Consider the following 19,678-nt stretch of genomic DNA (forward strand, 5'->3'; position numbering starts at 1 on the left):
CGGGCTCCCGCGGGAGCCCGCCCCACGGCCTCCGCCGGTCATCGGCTGGCACCGGGGACGCGTGCCCGGCGAACCGGTTTCCGCCCGACATACGCGGCCGTGAGTGGCGACACAGGCGAACGCGGTCAATAGCATGCAGGTCATGACCGACACCCACGCTCAGCGCCGTGAACGTCTGGCGGCGTTACTGTCCGCTCACGAGGCGGACGCCATCCTGGTCACCCGGGACGTGAACGTGCGCTACCTGACCGGCCTGGCCAGCTCGAACGCCGCTGTCCTGGTCACGGCGGACGCGGTGGCCACGCTGGCCACCGATGCCCGTTACGCGGAGACCGCCAGGCGGGTCTGCTCCGACATCGAGGTGCTCGAGGAGCGCGACGTCGTGGGAAGCCTGGTCTCGCTGGCGGACCGGGTCGCCGTCGAGGCGCACCACATGCCCGTCGCCGACTACTTCCGCCTCGGTGAGGACCTGCTGCGGCTGACCGGGCTGGTCGAGTCGGTGCGAAGGGTCAAGGACGAGGAGGAGATCGACCTCATCCGCACCGCGTGCGCCCTCACCGACCTGGCCTTCGCCGACGTGCTGCCCAGGCTGCGGGCCGGGGTGACGGAGAAGGAGGTCGCCAGGGCGCTGGAGACCCGGATGATCGAGCTGGGCGCGGAGAAGCCCGCCTTCGACTCGATCGTGGCCGCGGGCCCGAACGGCTCGATCCCGCACCACTCGCCCTCCGACCGCCCCCTGGAACGCGGCGACCTGGTCACCATGGACTTCGGGGCGCTGTACGGGGGCTACCACGCCGACATGACCAGGACGGTGGCGATCGGCGAGCCCGCCGACTGGCAGCGGGAGCTCTACGAGCTGGTCAGCGCCGCTCAGCGGGCCGGTCGGCATGCCGTACGGCCGGGCGCGATCACCCACGAGGTCGACGCCGCGGCCCGCGACCTGATCGCCGAGGCGGGGTACGGCGAGCGCTTCGGGCACGGCCTCGGGCACGGTGTCGGGCTCGAGATCCATGAGGTGCCGTTCCTGGCTCCGCTGAAGCCGGAAGCGGACGGCGAGCACGCTAGACTAGAGGATCGAGTTCCGGTCACCGTTGAGCCCGGCGTCTATCTGCCGGGTAGGGGCGGCGTCCGCATCGAGGACACGCTCGTGACGCGTGATGACGGACCGGAACTTCTCACACGGACGACCAAAGAGCTGCTTGTCCTTTAGAGCGGCCGTACGCAGGAGAAACTAGTGGCGACGACGAACGACCTCAAGAACGGCCTGGTGCTCAAGCTCGACGGCGGTGAGCTCTGGGCGGTTGTGGAGTTCCAGCACGTCAAGCCCGGTAAGGGAGGTGCGTTCGTCCGCACCAAGCTGAAGAACGTCCTCTCGGGCAAGGTCGTCGACAAGACCTTCAACGCCGGCGTCAAGGTCGAGGTGGCCAACGTCGACAAGCGGGAGATGCAGTTCTCCTACATGGACGGCGGCGAGTTCGTCTTCATGGACACCGAGACCTACGACATGCTCAACGTCTCCCGCGCCGCCGTCGGCGACTCCGCCAACTATCTGTTGGAGAACATGCTCGCCACCGTGGCGGTCAACGAGGGCAACGTGCTCTACGTCGAGCTCCCCGCGGCCGTCGAGCTGATCATCGCCGAGACCGAGCCGGGCCTGCAGGGCGACCGCTCGACCGGCGGCACCAAGCCCGCCACGCTGGAGACCGGCGCCGAGATCAAGGTGCCGCTGTTCATCACGACCGGCGAGAAGGTCAAGGTCGACACCCGTACCGGCGATTACCTCGGCCGCGCCTGATGTCCGCACGGGGTAAGGCGCGCAGGCGCGCGCTGGACATCCTGTTCGAGGCGGAGGCGCGCAGCCAGGATCCGCTCAGTGTGCTGGCCGAGCGCCTCGAGCGGGCCGAGCCGCCCGTCAACGAGTACACCGCGACCATCGTCGAGGGCGTGTGCAGGCACCGCGCGCGCATCGACGAGCTGATCACCACATACGCGGAGGGGTGGACGCTCGACCGCATGCCCGCGGTCGACCGCAACCTGCTGCGCGGCGGCACCTACGAGCTGCTGTGGATGCCCGACGTCCCGGAGGGCGTGGTCATCAGCGAGTGGGTCGGCCTGGCCTCCGAGTTGTCGACCGATGAGTCGCCGCAGTTCGTCAACGGCCTCATGGCCCGCTTCAAGCAGCTCAAGCCTTCCCTGGCGCTGTAGGGCACACCTGTGGAGGGGGCCGACCCGGTCCCTCCACAGGTGCGTCTTGAGAGCCATACGCGGATTTTTCCGTTCCAGCCTGATGTGTCATGTGGTGCCGGTCCGGACTTCGTCCGCGCCCGGGAAGCAGTCGATCAGGCGTGGCGGCGGATCGCCCCCGGACAGCGCCGGGCGCGGCCCAGCGTAGGCTGGGCTCGTACTGCGAAAGAGGAGGCGATCTGAAGTTGCGCGCCGTAGGCATCTCGCGCCCGTCAGGCACCCCGGCGGTCCGCACCGCCGTCGTATGGGACGTGCTGCGGGCAGTACTCGCCGACCGGATGGCCGCGACCGGCAGGGATCGGCTCGACATCGTCGATGCCGGAGGGGGCACGGGCGGCTTCGCCGTACCGCTGGCCGGTCTCGGGCACGCCGTCACTGTCGTCGACCCCAGCCCCGACTCGCTGGCCGCGCTCGAGCGCCGTGCCGCGGAGGCGGGGGTCGGTGTGCGCGCCCTGCAGGGTGACGCGGCCGACCTGGGGGAGATCCTGCCCGTCGACGGTGCCGACCTGGTGCTCTGCCACAGCGTTCTTGAGTATGTCGAGGATCCGGCCAGCGCGCTGACCGCCATCGCGGGCCTGCTGCGCGAAGGCGGCGCGATCAGCGTGCTGGCCGCGAACCCGCTCGCCGCCGCACTGCACCGTTCCATCGCGGGCCGCTTCGACGAGGCGCTCCAGGTCCTGGACGACCCGGAGGGCCGCTGGGGCGACCGTGACCCGACCCCGAGACGCTTCACCCGCGAGGCGCTCTCCCAGCTCCTCGCCACGACCGGGTTCACCCCGGGTGAGGTCCACGGGGTGCGAGTCTTCGCCGACCTGGTGCCCAGCCGCCTGCTCGACGGGGAGCCGGGTGCCGCGCGTGCGCTGGTCGCCCTCGAACAGGCCGCGGCGGCCCACCCCGTGCTCAGGGACATCGCCACCCAGCTCCACGTTCTCGGTCGCCGGTGAGCCTTACGACGAACGTGTGTTCCCATACAATGGTGTCGTGTCGAGGAAACAGCAGGTGCCGCGTCCCGGTTCCGACCTGGGGGCCGACGACACCGGTTGCCCAATTCTCCACGTGGACATGGACGCCTTCTTCGCCAGCGTTGAGTTGCGCGAGCGCCCCGAGCTGCGCGGCACCCCCGTCATCGTCGGCGCGCCGGGTGCGCGCGGGGTCGTGCTCAGCGCCACCTACGAGGCCAGGAGATTCGGGGTGCACTCGGCCATGCCCATGACGCGGGCCAGGCGCCTGTGCCCCCGGGCCGTCATCATCCCGCCGAGCCGGGGAAAGTACGCCGAGGTCTCCAGGGGCGTCATGGAGATCTTTCACACGTTCACCCCCGAGGTGGAGCCGATCGCCTCCGACGAGGCGTTCCTCGACGTCGGCGGGGCGCGCAAGCGGCTCGGCCCGCCCGCGGCGATCGCCGCGATGATCCGCGAGCAGGTCGCGCGCGAGCACGAGATCACCTGCTCCGTCGGGGTGGCCAACAGCAAATTCGTGGCAAAGCTCGCCTCGCAGCACTGCAAGCCCGACGGCCTGATGGTGGTGCCCGCCGACAAGGTCGTCGACTTCCTCCACCCGCTTCCCGTCGCGGCGCTGTGGGGGGTGGGAGAGCGCACGGAGCGGTCCCTGGTGCGCTTCGGGATCAAGACGGTCGGCGATCTCGCCAGGGTCCCCGTCGAGACGCTCCAGCGCGATCTCGGCCAGGCGGTCGGCGCCCATCTGGCCGAGCTGGCCTGGGGGCGTGACGAGCGCCGGGTGACCCCGCACGCGCCCGACAAGAGCATCGGCGCTGAGGAGACTTTCGCCACAGACGTCGGCGACCCGGTGAAGATCCGCAAGGAGCTGCTCCGTCTCTGCGAGCGGGTCGCCGCCAGGCTCAGGGAGGGGGGCCACGCGGGCCGTACGATCAGCGTCAAGCTCCGCCGCGCCGACTTCACCACCATCTCCAGGTCCCGGACCCTCAGGGAGCCGACGGACGTCGCCAGGATCCTCTACTCAACCGCCTGCGACCTGTACACCGCCTCGGGCCTGGAGGGCGTACGGCTCCGCCTGGTCGGGGTGCGGGTCGAGAACCTCCGCCCGGCCTCGGAGACGACCAGGCAACTCGGCCTGGGCGAGCGGGAGGCGGGCTGGCGGGAGGCCGAGCAGGCGATGGACAGAGCCGCCCGCAGATTCGGTCGTGATGCGGTCCTCCCGGCGTCGCTTGTTCGTCCGTCGTTTGATGAAATAGATCTATGACACCGCCTCCGGTTTGGACTACGTTGGACGTTTTCTTTCGTCTACGTCTACAGCCTCGTATTCTGGGGATAACCGACCGCGAGGTTCGGACACCCCGTGTCGTCCGTCACCGTCTTCCCCGTACTGGGGCTGTCCTTGGGAGGCGCCGTGCCGCTCTCTGAGCACGAGCAGCGCTTGCTCGACCAGATCGAGCAGGCCCTCTACGCCGAGGACCCGAAGTGGGCCAATACCGTAAGGATCAGTGATCCGCGCAGCCACTACAAGCGCCGCCTGGTGAAGGCCTCCATTGGCTTCGTCCTGGGTGTCGTCCTGTTGATGGTCGGCGTCGTGAACTACATCCCGCTCGGCGTCGGCGGTTTCGTGGTCATGCTCGCCGCGTGTCTGTGGGGTCTATCCAGCTGGAAGCGGATGAACGGATTCGGCGAGGCCTCAACGGCCGGCCCTTCCGGTCAGCCGGGCAGAGCCGGTCGCCGCGGCGGCGGCTCCCGGCCGAGCTTCATGGAACGGATGGAGGAGCGCTGGCGCCGTCGCCACGACGAGCACTAGCAGCGCCAAGCCCACTCGTGACGGTCGCGCGCCACTCGTTCTGACGAGCGTGGGCGGCTCGCCGATCCGGCCATGGGCGCCTCCGGGAGCTCCTGACAACGATGGGCCGCCCCCCTGAGGGGGCGGCCCATGTTTTCGGGGCGGCTGTCCGGCCCCGGCGGTCCCGGTCTGGTTCTCCGGCGCGGTCAGGCGTCCTTCCCGGCCGGGCGGCGGAGCCTGAGGTTCTCCAGCCGGTCGAAGAGGTCGAGCAGGCGGCCGCCCATGGCCCGGATTCGCAGGAGCGTCGAGGGCGGCAGCAGCACCGCGCGGATCCGCCTGCCTCGCGTCACCGAGGCGGCCAGTGCCCGCCGTACCACGCGGAGGTCCTCACGCGGCGAGCCCGCCTCGCCGGGGGTCCTGGCGAAGAGCATCCGCTCGACCGTCGTCGCGATCCTCGTCACCGCGGCCGCTGCCTCCGTGCCGAACCCGTACTGCTCGATCAGCCGTCCGGCCAGCGCCCTCGGGCTCTCGCTCGGCTGCCGGGACATGCCGTAGTCGCACAACGCGTCGTCGAGCTCCGCCCAGGCCGCCGTCGTCGCCGCCTCCCACCTCCCGGTCCTGACCGCGGTCGCGGCGGTCGACTCCAGGGCGACGGAGTCGCCGGAGGGCCTTGAGGCGCGGGAGTAGGACCTGCGGCGGCGGGCGCGCAGCTGCCAGCGAAGCATCGCCGGGATCAGCATGATCAGCACCACGACCAGCACACCGAGGCCGATCCGCGCCGCCATGGGCGTGCCCTCCTCCACGGTGACGGGGGCGCCGCCGTACTCGAGGTCGGGCCTGCGGTTGCGGGGGTTGCTGGCCGAGCCGTTGGCCGGGTCGGACGAGCCGGGGCCGACCGTCGGGGCCGTGGTCGGCCGGTCGTCGCTCCAGTCGGCGGCCCGCGTGCGGCTGTAGTCGGGAACCACCGCGCTGCCCTGGCCCGTGACGCCGGCCGGGGTCGGCTCGAACCGGAGCCACCCGGTTCCCTCGAAGTAGAGTTCCGGCCAGGCGTGCGAGTCGTGCATGCGCACCTGCCACCGATCGCCGAGCTTGCTACCGCCGGTGTAGCCGATGGCGACCCTGGCGGGGATGCCGAGGACCCTGGCCATCACCGCCATCGAGGCGGCGAACTGCTCGCAGTACCCGGCCCTGTTGCGGATCAGGAAATCCGTCAGCGCCTGCTCGTCGTGCCCCTGGGCGGACAGGCTGTAGGTGAACCCGCCCTTGCCGGTGAAGAACTCCTGGAGCTGGACCGCCTGCTCGTAGCGGCTCGCCCCCCGCTCCGTCACCCGCACGGCCAGGTCTTTGACCTCCCTCGGCAGATCCTGGGGCAGTTGCAGGTAACGCCCCTCGATCTGCTGGGGCGCCGGGCCCGAGGACTTCAGCGTTTCCGGGGTCGCCTTCGGCTCGTCGCTGACGACCGTGTAGGTCAGCCCCCTGGCGGTGTTCTCGGTCGAGAAGACCATCAGCGTGTCCCGGTCGGGCCGCCAGTCGCCCTCGACCGCGATCCGACCTGGCGGGTACGGCAGCGGCAGGAACTTCAGGTTCCTGACGTCGTTGCTCACCGTGATCTTGGTTGTCACGGTCGTGACGGGCACGCCGCGTCCCTGGCCGGGGGCCGGGGGTAGGGGCCCCTCGGAGGTCCGGTCCTCGGGGCGGCCGTTCGGCCCGGTCATCGTCCACTGCTGGCCGTCGAAGATGTCCAGCGAGTACATCCGCAGGTAGCGCGGCTCGCCGTCGCTGGTGGTGTAACTGAGGACGCCGGAGTTGTTCGGCAGCGACAGCTCGCCCCGCAGGTTGACGATCGGGTTCGGGATGCTGATCGAGTTGCCGCCCCTGCCCCTCCCGTTGCCGATGCCGAACCCGAACAGGGGGTTGGGCTCCAGGGTCGGCAGCAGCGCGGGCAGCAGGATGGCGAGTACGACCGCGGTGAGCCCGATGCGCTTGCCGGAAAGGCGCAGGACGCCGACGTCCGAGCCGGTCCTCGGCGCACCGGTGGCCGAGGTCCGGCGCACCAGCACCGCCCTGCCCCAGTGGCTGACCCGTTCCCTGCCGTCCGCGACCAGCAGCCCGAGGTAGCCAAGGGAGGCGATGATGAACGCGGGCCAGCCGATCGGCTCGGTGATCACCGCGGCGGGAACGGTGAACAGCGCCAGCAGCGGCAGCCCGCTGAGCGCCGCCCTGCGCAGGCGGGAGGCGAGCAGGTCGACCATGATGGCGACCAGGCCGACGCCTCCGCAGGTCAGCAGGGTGATGGCGGTGGTCGCGGGGACGGGGGCCGCGAAGCGCTGGATGTCAGCGAAACCGGTGGTCAGCAGTTTGCCGAGCCCGGCGACCGACTCCCTGGTCGGAACGACCCCGGCCCACGCCTTCCGGCCGGTGAACGCCGCCGTCAGGTAGATCCACAGTGCGACGATCTGGGCCAGCGGCGCCAGCCAGTCCGGCAGGGTGTAGCGGCTGGCGGGCACGCCGATCCCGGTCACGACGACGATGGCGCCGAGGCTCGCCCAGAACCAGGCGCCGCCCTGGAAGAGGGGGTAGAGCGAGACCGCGACCGCCGCGGTGGCCGCGCCCGACGCGATGGGAAGTCTCATGAGCCGCCCCCACTGAGTGCGAATCGTCCGCGTTGCGCGGCGTCCGGCCACACGCTCGCGATCGAGGCGCCCGCGGGCAGTCGTACGATGCGCCACCCCGCCCCCGCGAGCACTCCCTGAGCCGTCTGGTAGTCCTCGCCGCCGCCGAGGTCGGGCTGCTCCCAGCCCGCGACGTCCAGCATCACGGCCACCGCGGTCATGTTCCCGTGCCTGAGCCTGGCCAGCGCCCGGGCCTGCTCCAGGTCGACCTCGCCGAGCACCGCGACGACCAGGCCGTCGCCGCCGCCCTGCCGCAGGGCTGCCAGGCCGTACTCGAGGGAACGCGTCGCGCCGGTGCGCACCACGGCGAGGGCGTCCAGCAACGACAGGCTCAGCCCGGTTTCCGGAAGCCGTTCGGCGCCCTGGTCGGTCACCAGGCGCAGGCCGAGCCCCTCGTGCGCCAGGTGCACGCCGATGGAGGCCGCCGCGGAGACCGCGACCTCGAACGAGGAACGGGGGCCCTCGCCCCGGTGGGCGTACCTGCGGGTGTCCAGGAGCAGCGCGCCCCTGCTCTGCCACTGCTGCTCCTCGCGCCGCACCATCAGCTCGCCGTACCTGGCGGTCGAGCGCCAGTGCACCCGCCGCAGGTCGTCGCCCTGCCGATACTCGCGCGGCGCGACGTCGTCGTCACCGGCCGCCGCCACGCTCCTGGTACGGCTCTCGCCCCCGCCCGCCAGCTCTCCGGAAAGGCGGACCCGGGGCAGGGGGGTGACCTGCGGGGTCACCACGAGCGTGTCGCTGATGGTGAAGGACCTGGTCAGCTCGACGAGGCCGAACGGATCGCTGATCCTCACGGTGAGCGGGCCGATGGCGAAGCGGCCGCGCAGGTCGGACCTGACCCGGTAGTCGATCTCGCGGACGCCGTGCGCCTCGACCCTGTCCAGGACGAATCTGGGCCGTGCCCCCAGCGCGTAGGGAACGGTGTCCTCGATCATCAGCAGACCGGTCGGCAGTCGGGTGACGTTCTCGAGGCGCAGCGTCACGGTGGCCTCGCTGCCCGCCTGAACCCTGGGCGGGTCCAGGCGTCGCGCACAGCTCAGCCGGTAGCGGGTGCGGCTGACCACCATGGCCGCGAGCAGCGGCAGGGAGATGATCAGCACCCCGATCCTGAGCAGGTCATGCTCTCCGAGAAGGAAGGCGCACAGCAGCGCCGCGACGCCGGATGCGAGGAAGGACCGGCCGCGGGCGGTGAGCGCTTTGAGACCCGAGGTCACTTCGTCTGGGCCTCGGGCACGGGAACCCGGCGGACCAGGTCTGCCATCACCTGCTCGGGCACGCGCCGCTGGCCCTGGGCCTCGACGCTGGGCAACAGCCGGTGGGCCAGCACGGGGACGCTGAGCTCCTGCAGGTCGTCGGGGATGACGTAGTCGCGTCCCGCCAGGGCGGCGTGCGCCCTGGCCGCCCTGACCAGGTGCAGGGTCGAGCGAGGAGAGGCGCCCAGACGCAGCTCGGGGGAGTGGCGGGTCGCGGTCACCAGGTCGACGGCGTACTTCTTGATCGGTTGCGAGACGTAGACCGCGCGCACCGCCTCGATCAGCGCCCGCACCTCGACGGTCGTCGCCACCGGCTCCAGCTTGTCCAGCGGAGAAGCGGCGCCGTGCACGTCGAGCATCTCGAGTTCGGCGCTGGGCTCGGGGTAGCCCATCGCGATCCGGGCGGTGAAGCGGTCGCGCTGCGCCTCGGGGAGAGGGTAGGTGCCCTCCATCTCGACGGGGTTCTGGGTCGCGATGACCATGAAGGGGCTTTCCAGCTGGTAGGTCGTGCCGTCGACGGTGACCTGGTGCTCCTCCATGCACTCGAGCAGTGCCGACTGTGTCTTCGGCGAGGCTCGGTTGATCTCGTCCCCGACCACGATGCTCGCGAAGACCGGCCCCGGCTTGAACTCGAATTCCCTGGTCTGCTGGTTGTAGGCGCTGACCCCGGTGATGTCGCTCGGCAACAGGTCGGGGGTGAACTGGATCCGGCGGACCGGGCAGTCGATGGATCGCGCCAGCGCCTTGGCGAGCATCGTCTTGCCGACTCCCGGCACATCCTCGATGAGCAGGTGCCCCTCCGCGAGGAGAACAGTCAAGGTCAGGCGGACGGCGTCGCCCTTGCCCTCGATCACCGACTCGATCGCCTGGCGGATGCGATGCGCCGTGACGACCAGATCATCGAGCCGAGGTGAGATGTCATGGGTTACTGCCACCAGGCCTCCATGAAGCTGCGGCGGTTTCACGCCGGGGGTTGGTATTTCTGGGGCTTTATAGCCCCTTTTCCATTGTGCGTACCGACACTACGACGCCGGGGGTTCCAGAGCGACTCTATGTGGGTATTAGGGCTGATTCCGGGGGGACAGACACAGTGTGTGAGCTGAGCGTCCTGTTCTTGTAGGGGGAGCGTCCCGATCTTGTGACGAGCGGCCGGCGGGGCCGGTTAAGGCGGGCCTGTCCTGCCGGTTACGGGCGGGTTAAAGGAAGGGGTCCCGGGTGGCCGTGTGTTCGCCGGGCGCTCCACTTTCCACCCCTCGGCGCCGCCGATCGGTTGATTTCGCGATTGTCCAGCTATCGCTCATCTTCTCGACACGCCCGTGACGTACAGGGGGCGGCTTACCCCCTCCACTCCGCTCCACCCATCTTGAGCTGGGGAAATAACGGCGAAACCCCTCGCTAAGACCCGTAGAATCAGTTGACGGTGGAGAGAAGTGGAGTATGGTGGTGCGCAGTGGAGGGCAGGGGCTAGAGCGCCGAACGCTCCGCTAGGCACGGGAGGTGGGGCCGGTGTTCCTCGGCACTCATCACCCGCGTCTCGATGACAAGGGACGGCTGTTCCTGCCGGCGAAGTACCGTGAGGAGCTGGCGGAGGGTCTGGTGATCACCAAAGGCCAGGAGCGCTGCCTCTACGTTTTCCCCGTAGAGGAGTTCCAGCGCATTACCGAGGCTCTGCGCACCGCGCCGGTGACCGCCAAGGCGGTCCGTGACTACAGCCGTGTCTTCTTCGCCAGCGCGTCTGACGAGGTCGCCGACAAACAAGGCCGGGTCACCATCCCGCAGGCTCTGCGCGAATACGCCAGCCTGCACCGTGACTGCGTGGTCATCGGCGCCAACACCCGGCTGGAGATCTGGGACGCCCAGGCCTGGGACAAGTATCTGGCCGACCAAGAGCAGGCTTTTTCCGATCTGTCGGAGGAGGTGCTGCCAGGGATTCTGTGACTCCACGGTCGACTCATCGGTGAAAACGTCGTTCGGCGAGGTCTCCACCCGCAACCACATGCCTGTCAGCTGATGCACCTTCCCCGGTGTCAGGTGACGGGCGACACACGGGTGCGGATGGGGACCTGGCCGGACGGCCCCCGGGGGTGGGAGCCAGTAGAAAACACCGATGAGAGTCCGCCGCGCGACCGCGGGCGGGGCGGCGAGAAGGAGGTTGCGCTTCATGCGCGCCGAGAACGACAAGCATGATCTTCAGCGCCAGGGCGGCCACGTGCCCGTGATGCTCGACCGGGTGCTCGAGCTGCTGGCTCCCGCGCTCTCCGGGCCAAAGCCCGTCGTGGTCGACGCCAACCTCGGTCTCGGCGGTCACGCCGAGGCGCTGCTCGCGGCCAACCCCTCGCTGCACCTGATCGGGATCGACCGGGACCCCACCGCCATCGAGCGGTCAACGGCCAGGCTCGCGCCGTACGCCGACCGGATCACCCTCGTCAAGGCCGTCTCCGACGAGCTGACCGAGGTGCTGGCCCGCACCGGGCACCCTCGGGTCAACGGAGCCCTGTTCGACTTGGGCGTCTCCTCCCCGCAGCTCGACGAGGCCGAGCGCGGCTTCGCCTACTCCTACGACGCGCCGCTGGACATGCGCATGGACCGGGACCAGGAGCTGACGGCCGAGATCGTCGTGAACACCTACCAGGTCTCCGAGCTGATCCGGATCCTCAGAGATTACGGCGAGGAGCGATTCGCCCCGCGTGTCGCGCACCTAATCGGCAAGGAACGGGCCAAGGAGGCCATAACGTCGACTAAGCGGCTTGCGGAGATTGTCCGTGCGGCAATCCCCGCTGCCACTCGACGGACCGGGGGCAACCCCGCCAAAAGGACTTTTCAGGCGTTGCGGATCGAGGTGAACGCGGAGTTGACGGCACTGGAACGCGCGCTCCCCGCCGCGCTCGACGCGCTGACGCTCGGCGGGCGCGTGGTCGTGCTCGCCTACCACTCCCTCGAGGACCGGCTGACCAAGCAGGTCCTCGCGGCGCGAACCAGGGAGACGGGGCCGCCGGGGCTGCCCATCCCGCTGCCGGCTCACCAGCCGCGGTTCGCCCTCCTGACAAGGGGAGCCGAGCTCCCGAGCGAAGAAGAGGTCACCCGCAACCCGCGGGCGGCCTCTGCCCGGTGTCGGGCGGCAGAGAGGATCCGTGAGGCAGTTGACGAGGAGTGAGCAAGACGTTCGCCGCACCGCGCCGGGGCGTGGCGGACGGCCTGCGCGTGTCCCCCGTGCGATGCCGCAGGTGCGCAGGACGCGGCCGGTAAGGACCGTTCCAGGCGCGGGAAAGGCGGCCAGGGCCGCAACGGCGCCCGCGCCGTCGGCACGCCAGGGGCGGGCGCCGCGCGCTCCCTTTGTGCTGCTCGTGGTCGGCCTGCTCTGCGGTGGCCTGGTCAGCCTCCTGCTGTTGAACACGATCCTCGCCCAGGACTCCTTCAGGGCCAACGAGCTGCGCAACGGCAACAACCAGCTCCGCCAGAAGAAGGAGTCGCTCAAGCACCAGAACGCGCTGATGGACACTCCCGAGTGGCTCGCCAAGAACGCGGAGAACCAGGGGCAGGAGCCCGACTGGGACAAGCCCAACGTCATCACCCCCGACCGCCCCGCCTCAGGGACGGCCTCGGACGGCTCGGCCGACGTCTCCGCCGACAGCAGGGCCGCCAGTGACGGCCAGACGCCCGCCGGGCAGGAGCGAGTGCCGGGCACGGGCCGGTGAGAGAGACCGGCGGACGGGGCCCGGGTCCCGGCAGAGGCGGCTCGGGCAACGGATCCGCCGGAGGCTCAGGGCGCAGGATGCCGGGTGGGCCGGGCCGTGCCGGGAGACCGGGAGGACAGGACGCCACGGGGAAGCCGGGCGCCTCTGGCCGCCCCCCTCGCGCGGACGGCCCCGGCTCTCAGGAGCGCCCTCAGCGCCCCGACGGGCAGGGCAGGCCGGAGGGCGGCAACACGGGCAGGACCGCCTCCGGCAGGCCACCGGGACCGGAGAAGCCCGGCGCGTCCGGCCGCCCTGAGGGAGCGGGCAGATCGCGCGCCGACGGGGCTTCGGGCAGGTCCGGCGGTACGGCCGGGGCGGGAAGGCCGCGTCCCGGGGGCTCTTCCGGTGCTCCGGGCAGGCAGGCGCGTCCCGAGGGGAGCGCGGGCAAGTCGGGTGGTCAGGGCGGCACGGCCAGGCAGGGTGGTCAGGGCGGCACTGGCGGTACGGGCAGGTCCGGAGTCCAGGGCGGCGCGGGCAGGTCGCGCGCCGACGGGGCGACGGGCAGGCCGGGTGGTTCCGGAGGAGCGGGCAGACAGCGTGCCGAGGGTGCCTCAGGCGGACGGGGGAACGCCCAGGGCAGGCCCGCGCGACCTGATGGGGTCTCGGGCAGGTCCGGCGGTACGGCCGGGGCCGGGAGACCGCGTCCCGGGGGCTCTTCCGGTGCTCCGGGCAGGCAGGCGCGTCCCGAGGGGAGCGCGGGCAGGCAGGGCGGCCCGGGGGGCCAGGGCGGCACGGCCAGGCAGGGTGGTCAGGGCGGCACTGGCGGTACGGGCAGGTCCGGAGCCCAGGGCGGCGTGGGCGGATCGCGCCCCGACGGGGCTGCGGGCAGGTCGCGTCCCGGTTCCTCCGGCAGGTCAGGCGGCTCGGCGCGAACGGGCGGTCCCGCGCGGCCAGAAGGGACCTCGGGGACCAGGGGGCCAGGGACCACGGGAAGACCGGCGCGTTTCGAGACGGGACCCGGGCCGGGGCGCCCGGAGGGCACGGGCGGATCCGCCAGGCCGCAGGGACCGCGACCGCCCCGGCGCCCGCCGAGATTCGAGGAAGACACCGTCGTCGAGCGGATCCGCCCGGGCGCGGGACGCGGGGACGGGCGGCCGGGCGACCCCGGCGACACGCCGGGCAGGCCGCGTCCCGGCGGCACGCCGCCTCGCCCTCCCGTGCGACCCCCGGCCGTGCTGCGCCTGGGCAACCCCGGCAGGCGGATCAGCATCGGCCTGATCGGGATGACCTTCGTGCTGTCCATCTTCGCCGGGCGGCTCATCCAGCTCCAGGGCCTTGACTCCAAGGTCTACACGGCGAAGGCGGCCGAGCAACGGGTCAGGCCGGAGAAACTGCCCGCGCGGCGCGGGGCGATCACCGACGCCAACGGGCACGAGCTCGCGCTGACCCTGGAGGCGCGCGAGATCTTCGTCGACCCCGCGGACGTGAGCCAGGCGAAGCGCGACCAGGTGGCCACGGCCCTGGCCGCGGAGCTTGGCGTCCCGAAGGACCAGATCATGACCAAGCTCGCCGCGGGAGGCCGCTACCAGCAGGTGGCGGCCGCGGTCGATCCCGTCGTCGCCCAGCGGATCATGGACCGCGACTTCAAGGGCGTCGGCAGCAAGCACCGCTACCGGCGCGACTATCCCGGCGGTGACCTCGCGGGCACCCTGCTGGGCTTCGTCGGCGCCGACGGCAGCGGCCTGAGCGGGCTGGAGAGCACCTACAACAAGCTGCTCGCAGGCCGCGACGGGGAGCAACTCGTCGAGACGGGCCTCGATGGCCAGCGCATCCCGATGACCGGCAGCACACTCAAGACGCCGGTCGACGGCGGAAACGTGCGGCTGACCATCAACCGCGACATCCAGTGGGCCGCGCAGAAGGCCATCGCCGACCAGGTCAAGGCCGTTGGCGCGCGCACGGGAAGCGCCATCGTCATGGACGCGCAGACCGGCCAGGTGCTCGCGATGGCGAACGCGCCCGAGCTCGATCTGAAGAACTGGCAGAAGACGCCGCAGGAGAGCTGGGTCAACAGGTCGGTGACGGACGTGTTCGAGCCGGGCAGCACCAACAAGGTCATCACCGCGGCGGCGGCCCTGGAGTCGGGAGCTGTGCGTCCCGAGACGGTGTTCTCGGTCAGAGACAACATCAGGTGCGCCGACCAGGTGCTCAGGGACTCCCACCCACACCCGACGGAGCAGCTGACCTTCTCCGGCGTTGTGGCCACCTCCAGCAACGTCGGCACGATCCTCGCCGCGCAGAAGGTCGGCGACCAGAAGCTGTATGAGATGCTGCAACGCTTCGGCTTTGGCGCAAAACCGGGCAGCGGCTTGCCCGGCGAGGAGGCCGGGTTGCTGCCCGACTGGCAGAGGTGGTCGGGCAGCCAGCGCTGCACGGTCGCCTACGGCCAGGGCGTCTCGGTGACCGCGCTCCAGACCGCCAGCGTCTACCAGACCATCGCCAACGGAGGCACGCGCGTCGCCCCTCAGATCGTCGCCGGGACCAGCAACGGCGAGGGAGTGTTCACGCCGTCGGCCCCGGGCAAGCGGACCCGGGTGATCGGCGAGCGCACCGCCAAGGAGATCTCGGGCATGCTGGAGGCCGCGGTGAGCACGGAGGGTACCGGAAGCCTCGCCGCCATCGACGGCTACCGGGTGGCGGGCAAGACGGGCACCGCGATGCGTTACGACGCCAAGTGCCAGGGCTACTGCGGATACACTTCGACATTCGTTGGCTTCGCCCCCGCGGACAAGCCCCGCCTGGTCGTCCTGGCGGTCGTCCAGGATCCTCAGAAGGGGCACTACGGTGGGGAGATCGCCGCTCCCGTCTTCAAGAAAGTGATGACGTTCGCGTTGAAGAGCAAGAAGATCCCGCCCACCGGAACCAAGCCGCCCGCGGTGCGGATACGCGCCGGGGAATGATGAGGGAAGGTACGCTCTCGCCGTGCGTCCCCCGTCGTCCATGCGACCCTCAACCAGCTCACCCCGTCCGCTCTCGGGGCTGGCGAGCCTGCTCGGCGCGCCCTCCGGCACGTCGCGAGCGCCGCTGGCCCCGGTGTCCGGGGTCACCATCGACTCGCGAGAGGTCCAGCGTGGCGACCTCTACGTCGCCTTGCCGGGGACCGCGTCCCACGGGGCGGACTTCTCCGCGCAGGCTCTCGCCGCGGGAGCCTGCGCGATCCTGACCGATCCCGAGGGCCGCGAGGCGGCCGTCGCGACCGGCCTGCCCGTCCTCGTCGTGCCGGATCCGCGCGCCCTGCTCGGGCAGGTCGCCGCCTGGGTGTACGGCAGGCCCGCCGCGGAGGTGGCGCTCATCGGCGTTACCGGCACCAGCGGCAAGTCCACGACCACCTTCATGCTGGAGGCGGGGCTGCGGGCCGCGGGGCACACGACGGGGCTGATCGGCGGCGTCGAGATCCACGCGGGCGAGTTGCGCTTCACCCCGAAGCTGACCACGCCCGAGGCCAGTGATCTGCAGGGCCTGTTCGCCCTCATGCGCGAGCAGGGTGTCACCGCGGCCGCGATGGAGGTCTCCAGTCACGCGCTGGCGCTCGGCCGCGTCGACGCGGTCTTCTACGACGTCGCGCTGTTCACCAACCTGTCGCAGGACCACCTGGACTTCCACAAGGACCTCGACGACTACTTCGCCACAAAGGTCCGGCTCTTCACCTCGGGGATGAGCCGGGTGGGCGTCGTCAACATCGACGATGCCCATGGTCGCGAGCTCCTCGGCCTCAGCGAGATCCCGCTGACCACCTTCTCCGCGGAGGGCGCGGCCGAGGCAGACTGGCGGGCCGTGGACGTCCGCCTGGAGGCGAAGGGCAGCTCCTTCCGCGTCGCCGGCCCTGGCGGGGTCGAGGAGGAGGCGACGGTGGCCCTGCCGGGCCCGTTCAACGTCGCCAACGCGCTGGGCGCGATCGTCTCCCTGGTCGAGGCCGGGGTGCCGTTGCGCACGGCGGTCGCGGGCATCGCGACGCTGGCCGGGGTGCCCGGACGGATGGAGCGGGTGCCGGGAGGCGACGGCTTCCAGGCGATCGTCGACTACTCGCACAAACCGGGAGCGGTCGAGTCGGTGCTCAGCTCCCTGCGCGAGGTCACGGCGGGCAGGCTGACCGTGGTGCTCGGCTGCGGCGGCGACCGTGACAGAGGCAAGCGCCCGATGATGGGGGAGGCGGCCGCGAGGCTCGCAGATGTGGCCGTTCTCACCAGCGACAACCCGCGCTCAGAGGACCCGCTGCGGATCCTGGCCGAGATGATGGACGGAGTCCTCGCCGTGTCCCCGCACGAGCGCGCACATGTGATCATTGAGCCGGACCGGGCCGCCGCCATCGGCCTGGCGATCGACAGGGCCGGTTCCGGCGACGTCGTCGTCGTGGCGGGCAAGGGGCACGAGCAGGGCCAGTACGTCGGGGGCGAGGTGCTCCCGTTCGACGACAGGCAGGTCGTGGCCGACGCGATCGTCAGGCGGCGGAACCGGACCGGGCCCGCAAGCACGTATGGAGAGTAGGGAAGACGCATCATGATCCCGTTGCCGCTGGCCAGGATCGCCGAGATCACCTCGGGGGCTCTCGCCGGCATGGCCGATCCCCGTGCGGTGGTGCGCGGCCCGGTCGTCATCGACTCCCGCGCCGTCGAGCCGGGGTCGTTGTTCGTGGCCATCAAGGGCGAGCGGGCCGACGGGCACGACTTCGCGGCCCAGGCCATCGAGGCGGGAGCGGTCGCCGTCCTGGCGTCCAGGCCCGTCGATGCCCCCGCGGTCGTCGTCGGCGACATCCTGGCGGCCCTCGCCCGGCTGGCCACCGCGGTGGCCGCCGACCTGCCCGAGGCCACGGTCATCGGAGTGACCGGTTCTGCGGGCAAGACCACGACCAAGGACCTGCTGGCCCGTCTCGTCGCCAGGATCGGCCCGACGATCGCCCCTGTCGAGTCGTTCAACAACGAGATCGGCCACCCGCTCACCGTCATGAGGGCCGACGAGGACACCCGTTACCTGGTGCTCGAGCTCAGCGCCAGGCACGCGGGCCACATCGCCGACCTCGCCCGCATCGCCCCACCCAGGATCGGTGTCGTCCTCAACGTCGGAACCGCCCATCTGGGCGTCTTCGGCGGCAAGGAGGCGATCGCCCAGGCGAAGGGCGAGCTGGTCGAGGCGCTGTCCGCCGACGGCGTGGCCGTGTTGAACGCCGACGACCCGCTGGTCGCCGCGATGGCCGGGCGCACCGCCGCCCGCGTCACCTGGTTCGGCCGGGCGGAGAACGCGACCGTGCGCGCAGAGGACGTGACCCTCGACGAGCGCGGTCGCGCCCGCTTCACGCTGCGCACCCCGTCAGGGGCCGCGCCGGTCGGCCTCCGCCTGTACGGCGAGCACGCCGTGGAGAACGCGCTGGCCGCCGCCGCTGCCGCCTACGAACTCGGCCTGCCGGTCACCACCATCGCCGAGGAGCTGTCGGAGGCCGAGCCCCGCAGCCGCTGGCGGATGGCGGTCACCGACAGGCAGGACGGCGTCACCGTGATCAACGACGCCTACAACGCCAACCCCGACTCCATGCGCGCGGCCTTCGCCGCCCTCGACGCTCTCGCGGGCGGCAGGCGCAGGTTCGCGGTCATCGCCGCCCTGCGGGAGCTGGGCGAGGACGGTGCCGCCCTGAACGAGGACCTGGGACGCCTGGCCGCGAGCGCGGGCCTCGAGGCCCTCTTCGTGGTCGGCCCCGACGCCGCCCCCGTCCTGGCGGGCGCCGCGTCCGTCGCGGAGGGCGCGGGCCGTACCCCGGAGGCCGAGGTCGCGGGACAGCGGAGGGCGCAGGACGGCGCCCCGCCGGGTGCGCCACCCGGAACGCCGTCCCGCACCAGGGTCGTCCACGTCGCCGACGTCGCGGAGGCCGTGGCCGGGGTCGCGGCGCTGCTGGCGCCCGGCGACGTGGTGCTGGTCAAGGGACCGCGCGCCGTCGGCCTCGAGCGCGTCGCCCAGGCGCTGGCCGGGGGTGAGCGCCAATGATGGAGATCCTCATCGCGGCGGCGATCGGATTGCTGCTGTCGATGTTCGGCACCCCGCTGGCGATCCGCCTGTTCTCGCGGCGCGGCTATGGCCAGAGCATCCGCGAGGAGGGCCCCTCGGGCCATCACGACAAGCGTGGTACCCCGACCATGGGCGGCACCGTCATCGTGATCGCCGCGCTGCTCGGGTTCGCCTGCGCCCACCTGTACAGCGGGACCCTGCCGACGATCTCCGCGATCCTGGTGCTGTTCCTGATGACCGGCCTGGGCGCGGTGGGCTTCCTCGACGACTTCATCAAGATCTACAAGCAGCGCAGCCTTGGCCTGCGCAGCGGTGCCAAGGCGTTGGGCCAGCTCGTCGTCGGGGCGGTCTTCGCGGTCCTGGTGACCCGTTTCCCGAACGGCTATCTGATCACCCCGGCGGAGACCCGCCTGTCGTTCCTGAGGGACTTCGGGCCGTCCATCGGCATCGTCGGGTTCACGATCTGGGTGCTCGTCATGATCGTGGGCTTCTCGAACGCGGTGAACCTCACCGACGGCCTCGATGGCCTGGCCAGCGGTGCGACCGGCGTGGTGCTCGGTTCCTACGTCCTGATCGGCAACTGGCAGCTCCGCAACAACTGCATGACCCAGCTCGGCCCCAACTGCTACTGGGTCCGCGACCCGCTCGACCTCGCCGTCGTCGCCGCCGCCGTGCTCGGCGCGCTGGTCGGCTTCCTGTGGTGGAACGCCCCGCCCGCCAAGATCTTCATGGGGGACACCGGCTCGCTGGCCCTCGGCGGCGTGCTCGCGGGCCTGGCCATCACCACCCGCACCCAGCTTCTGCTGATCATCCTGGCCGGAATGTGCGTGGTCATCACCCTTTCGGTGATCATCCAGGTGGGCTTCTTCAAGATGACGGGCAAACGCGTCTTCAGAATGGCGCCACTCCAGCACCACTTCGAGCTGTCAGGCTGGGCGGAGACGACCATCGTGGTCCGCTTCTGGCTCATCGCGGGCCTCTGCGCCGCGGCCGGTCTCGGGCTGTTCTACGTCGAATGGATGCCGAAGCAGTGACA

The 19,678-nt window shown here is 71.0% G+C and carries 16 protein-coding genes; 13 read left to right on the forward strand and 3 right to left on the reverse strand.

Going from position 1 to position 19,678, the window contains the following annotated elements; genetic code table 11:
- Window positions 1-142: 142 nt before the first annotated feature.
- From AB0395_RS07130 to AB0395_RS07155, 6 genes are all read left to right on the forward strand, one after another.
- A complete protein-coding gene (locus tag AB0395_RS07130; RefSeq protein ID WP_366277862.1) occupies window positions 143-1,210 on the forward strand; it encodes a Xaa-Pro peptidase family protein in 1,068 nt (355 codons plus the stop codon).
- Between the two features lie 24 nt (window positions 1,211-1,234).
- Window positions 1,235-1,795, forward strand: a complete 561-nt coding sequence (gene efp / locus AB0395_RS07135) for an elongation factor P (protein WP_366277863.1) — start codon at window positions 1,235-1,237, stop codon at window positions 1,793-1,795.
- Window positions 1,795-2,205 carry a transcription antitermination factor NusB gene (gene nusB / locus AB0395_RS07140; RefSeq protein ID WP_086577701.1) on the forward strand — a complete coding sequence of 137 codons (411 nt, stop codon included), beginning with the start codon at window positions 1,795-1,797 and terminating at the stop codon, window positions 2,203-2,205. The genes efp and nusB overlap by 1 nt, the downstream gene beginning before the upstream one ends.
- 224 nt (window positions 2,206-2,429) lie before the next feature.
- A complete protein-coding gene (locus AB0395_RS07145) occupies window positions 2,430-3,188 on the forward strand; it encodes a methyltransferase domain-containing protein (protein ID WP_366277865.1) in 759 nt (252 codons plus the stop codon).
- Between the two features lie 37 nt (window positions 3,189-3,225).
- Window positions 3,226-4,464 (forward strand): DNA polymerase IV, encoded by a 1,239-nt coding sequence (gene dinB / locus AB0395_RS07150; RefSeq protein ID WP_366277866.1) that lies wholly within the window; start codon window positions 3,226-3,228, stop codon window positions 4,462-4,464.
- 147 nt (window positions 4,465-4,611) lie between these two features.
- Window positions 4,612-5,010: a DUF3040 domain-containing protein gene (locus AB0395_RS07155; protein ID WP_366278113.1), complete on the forward strand. Its 399-nt coding sequence runs from the start codon at window positions 4,612-4,614 to the stop codon at window positions 5,008-5,010.
- A 185-nt stretch (window positions 5,011-5,195) separates the two neighbouring features.
- Here AB0395_RS07155 and AB0395_RS07160 read toward each other — a convergent pair whose 3' ends face one another.
- The 3 genes from AB0395_RS07160 to AB0395_RS07170 are packed head-to-tail and all read right to left on the reverse strand — an operon-like array spanning window position 5,196 to window position 9,849.
- On the reverse strand, window positions 5,196-7,622 hold the full coding sequence (locus AB0395_RS07160; RefSeq protein WP_366277868.1) for a DUF3488 and transglutaminase-like domain-containing protein: 2,427 nt from the start codon (window positions 7,620-7,622) through the stop codon (window positions 5,196-5,198).
- Complete coding sequence (locus AB0395_RS07165) at window positions 7,619-8,875, reverse strand: DUF58 domain-containing protein (protein WP_366277869.1); 1,257 nt, start codon at window positions 8,873-8,875, stop codon at window positions 7,619-7,621. Before AB0395_RS07165 ends, AB0395_RS07160 begins: the two co-directional genes overlap by 4 nt.
- Window positions 8,872-9,849 (reverse strand): MoxR family ATPase, encoded by a 978-nt coding sequence (locus tag AB0395_RS07170; RefSeq protein ID WP_366277871.1) that lies wholly within the window; start codon window positions 9,847-9,849, stop codon window positions 8,872-8,874. The genes AB0395_RS07165 and AB0395_RS07170 overlap by 4 nt, the downstream gene beginning before the upstream one ends.
- A gap of 571 nt (window positions 9,850-10,420) precedes the next feature.
- On the opposite strand from AB0395_RS07170, the gene mraZ reads away from it, so the two are divergent.
- The 7 genes from mraZ (at window position 10,421) to mraY (ending at window position 19,676) form a co-directional block, all read left to right on the forward strand.
- Window positions 10,421-10,852: a division/cell wall cluster transcriptional repressor MraZ gene (gene mraZ, locus AB0395_RS07175; RefSeq protein ID WP_366277873.1), complete on the forward strand. Its 432-nt coding sequence runs from the start codon at window positions 10,421-10,423 to the stop codon at window positions 10,850-10,852.
- A 223-nt stretch (window positions 10,853-11,075) separates the two neighbouring features.
- Window positions 11,076-12,068 carry a 16S rRNA (cytosine(1402)-N(4))-methyltransferase RsmH gene (gene rsmH / locus AB0395_RS07180; protein WP_366278115.1) on the forward strand — a complete coding sequence of 331 codons (993 nt, stop codon included), beginning with the start codon at window positions 11,076-11,078 and terminating at the stop codon, window positions 12,066-12,068.
- Between the two features lie 70 nt (window positions 12,069-12,138).
- On the forward strand, window positions 12,139-12,609 hold the full coding sequence (locus tag AB0395_RS07185; RefSeq protein ID WP_366277875.1) for a hypothetical protein: 471 nt from the start codon (window positions 12,139-12,141) through the stop codon (window positions 12,607-12,609).
- Between the two features lie 77 nt (window positions 12,610-12,686).
- A complete protein-coding gene (locus AB0395_RS07190; RefSeq protein ID WP_366277877.1) occupies window positions 12,687-15,548 on the forward strand; it encodes a penicillin-binding transpeptidase domain-containing protein in 2,862 nt (953 codons plus the stop codon).
- A 40-nt stretch (window positions 15,549-15,588) separates the two neighbouring features.
- Entirely contained in the window at window positions 15,589-17,133 is a 1,545-nt protein-coding gene (locus AB0395_RS07195) for a UDP-N-acetylmuramoyl-L-alanyl-D-glutamate--2,6-diaminopimelate ligase (RefSeq protein ID WP_366277879.1), read from the forward strand.
- 12 nt (window positions 17,134-17,145) lie between these two features.
- A complete protein-coding gene (gene murF / locus AB0395_RS07200) occupies window positions 17,146-18,621 on the forward strand; it encodes a UDP-N-acetylmuramoyl-tripeptide--D-alanyl-D-alanine ligase (RefSeq protein ID WP_366277880.1) in 1,476 nt (491 codons plus the stop codon).
- A complete protein-coding gene (gene mraY, locus AB0395_RS07205; protein ID WP_366277881.1) occupies window positions 18,618-19,676 on the forward strand; it encodes a phospho-N-acetylmuramoyl-pentapeptide-transferase in 1,059 nt (352 codons plus the stop codon). The genes murF and mraY overlap by 4 nt, the downstream gene beginning before the upstream one ends.
- Window positions 19,677-19,678 lie beyond the last annotated feature (2 nt).

This window comes from Streptosporangium sp. NPDC051023 (genome assembly GCF_040689595.1).
Classification (GTDB): Bacteria; Actinomycetota; Actinomycetes; order Streptosporangiales; family Streptosporangiaceae; genus Streptosporangium.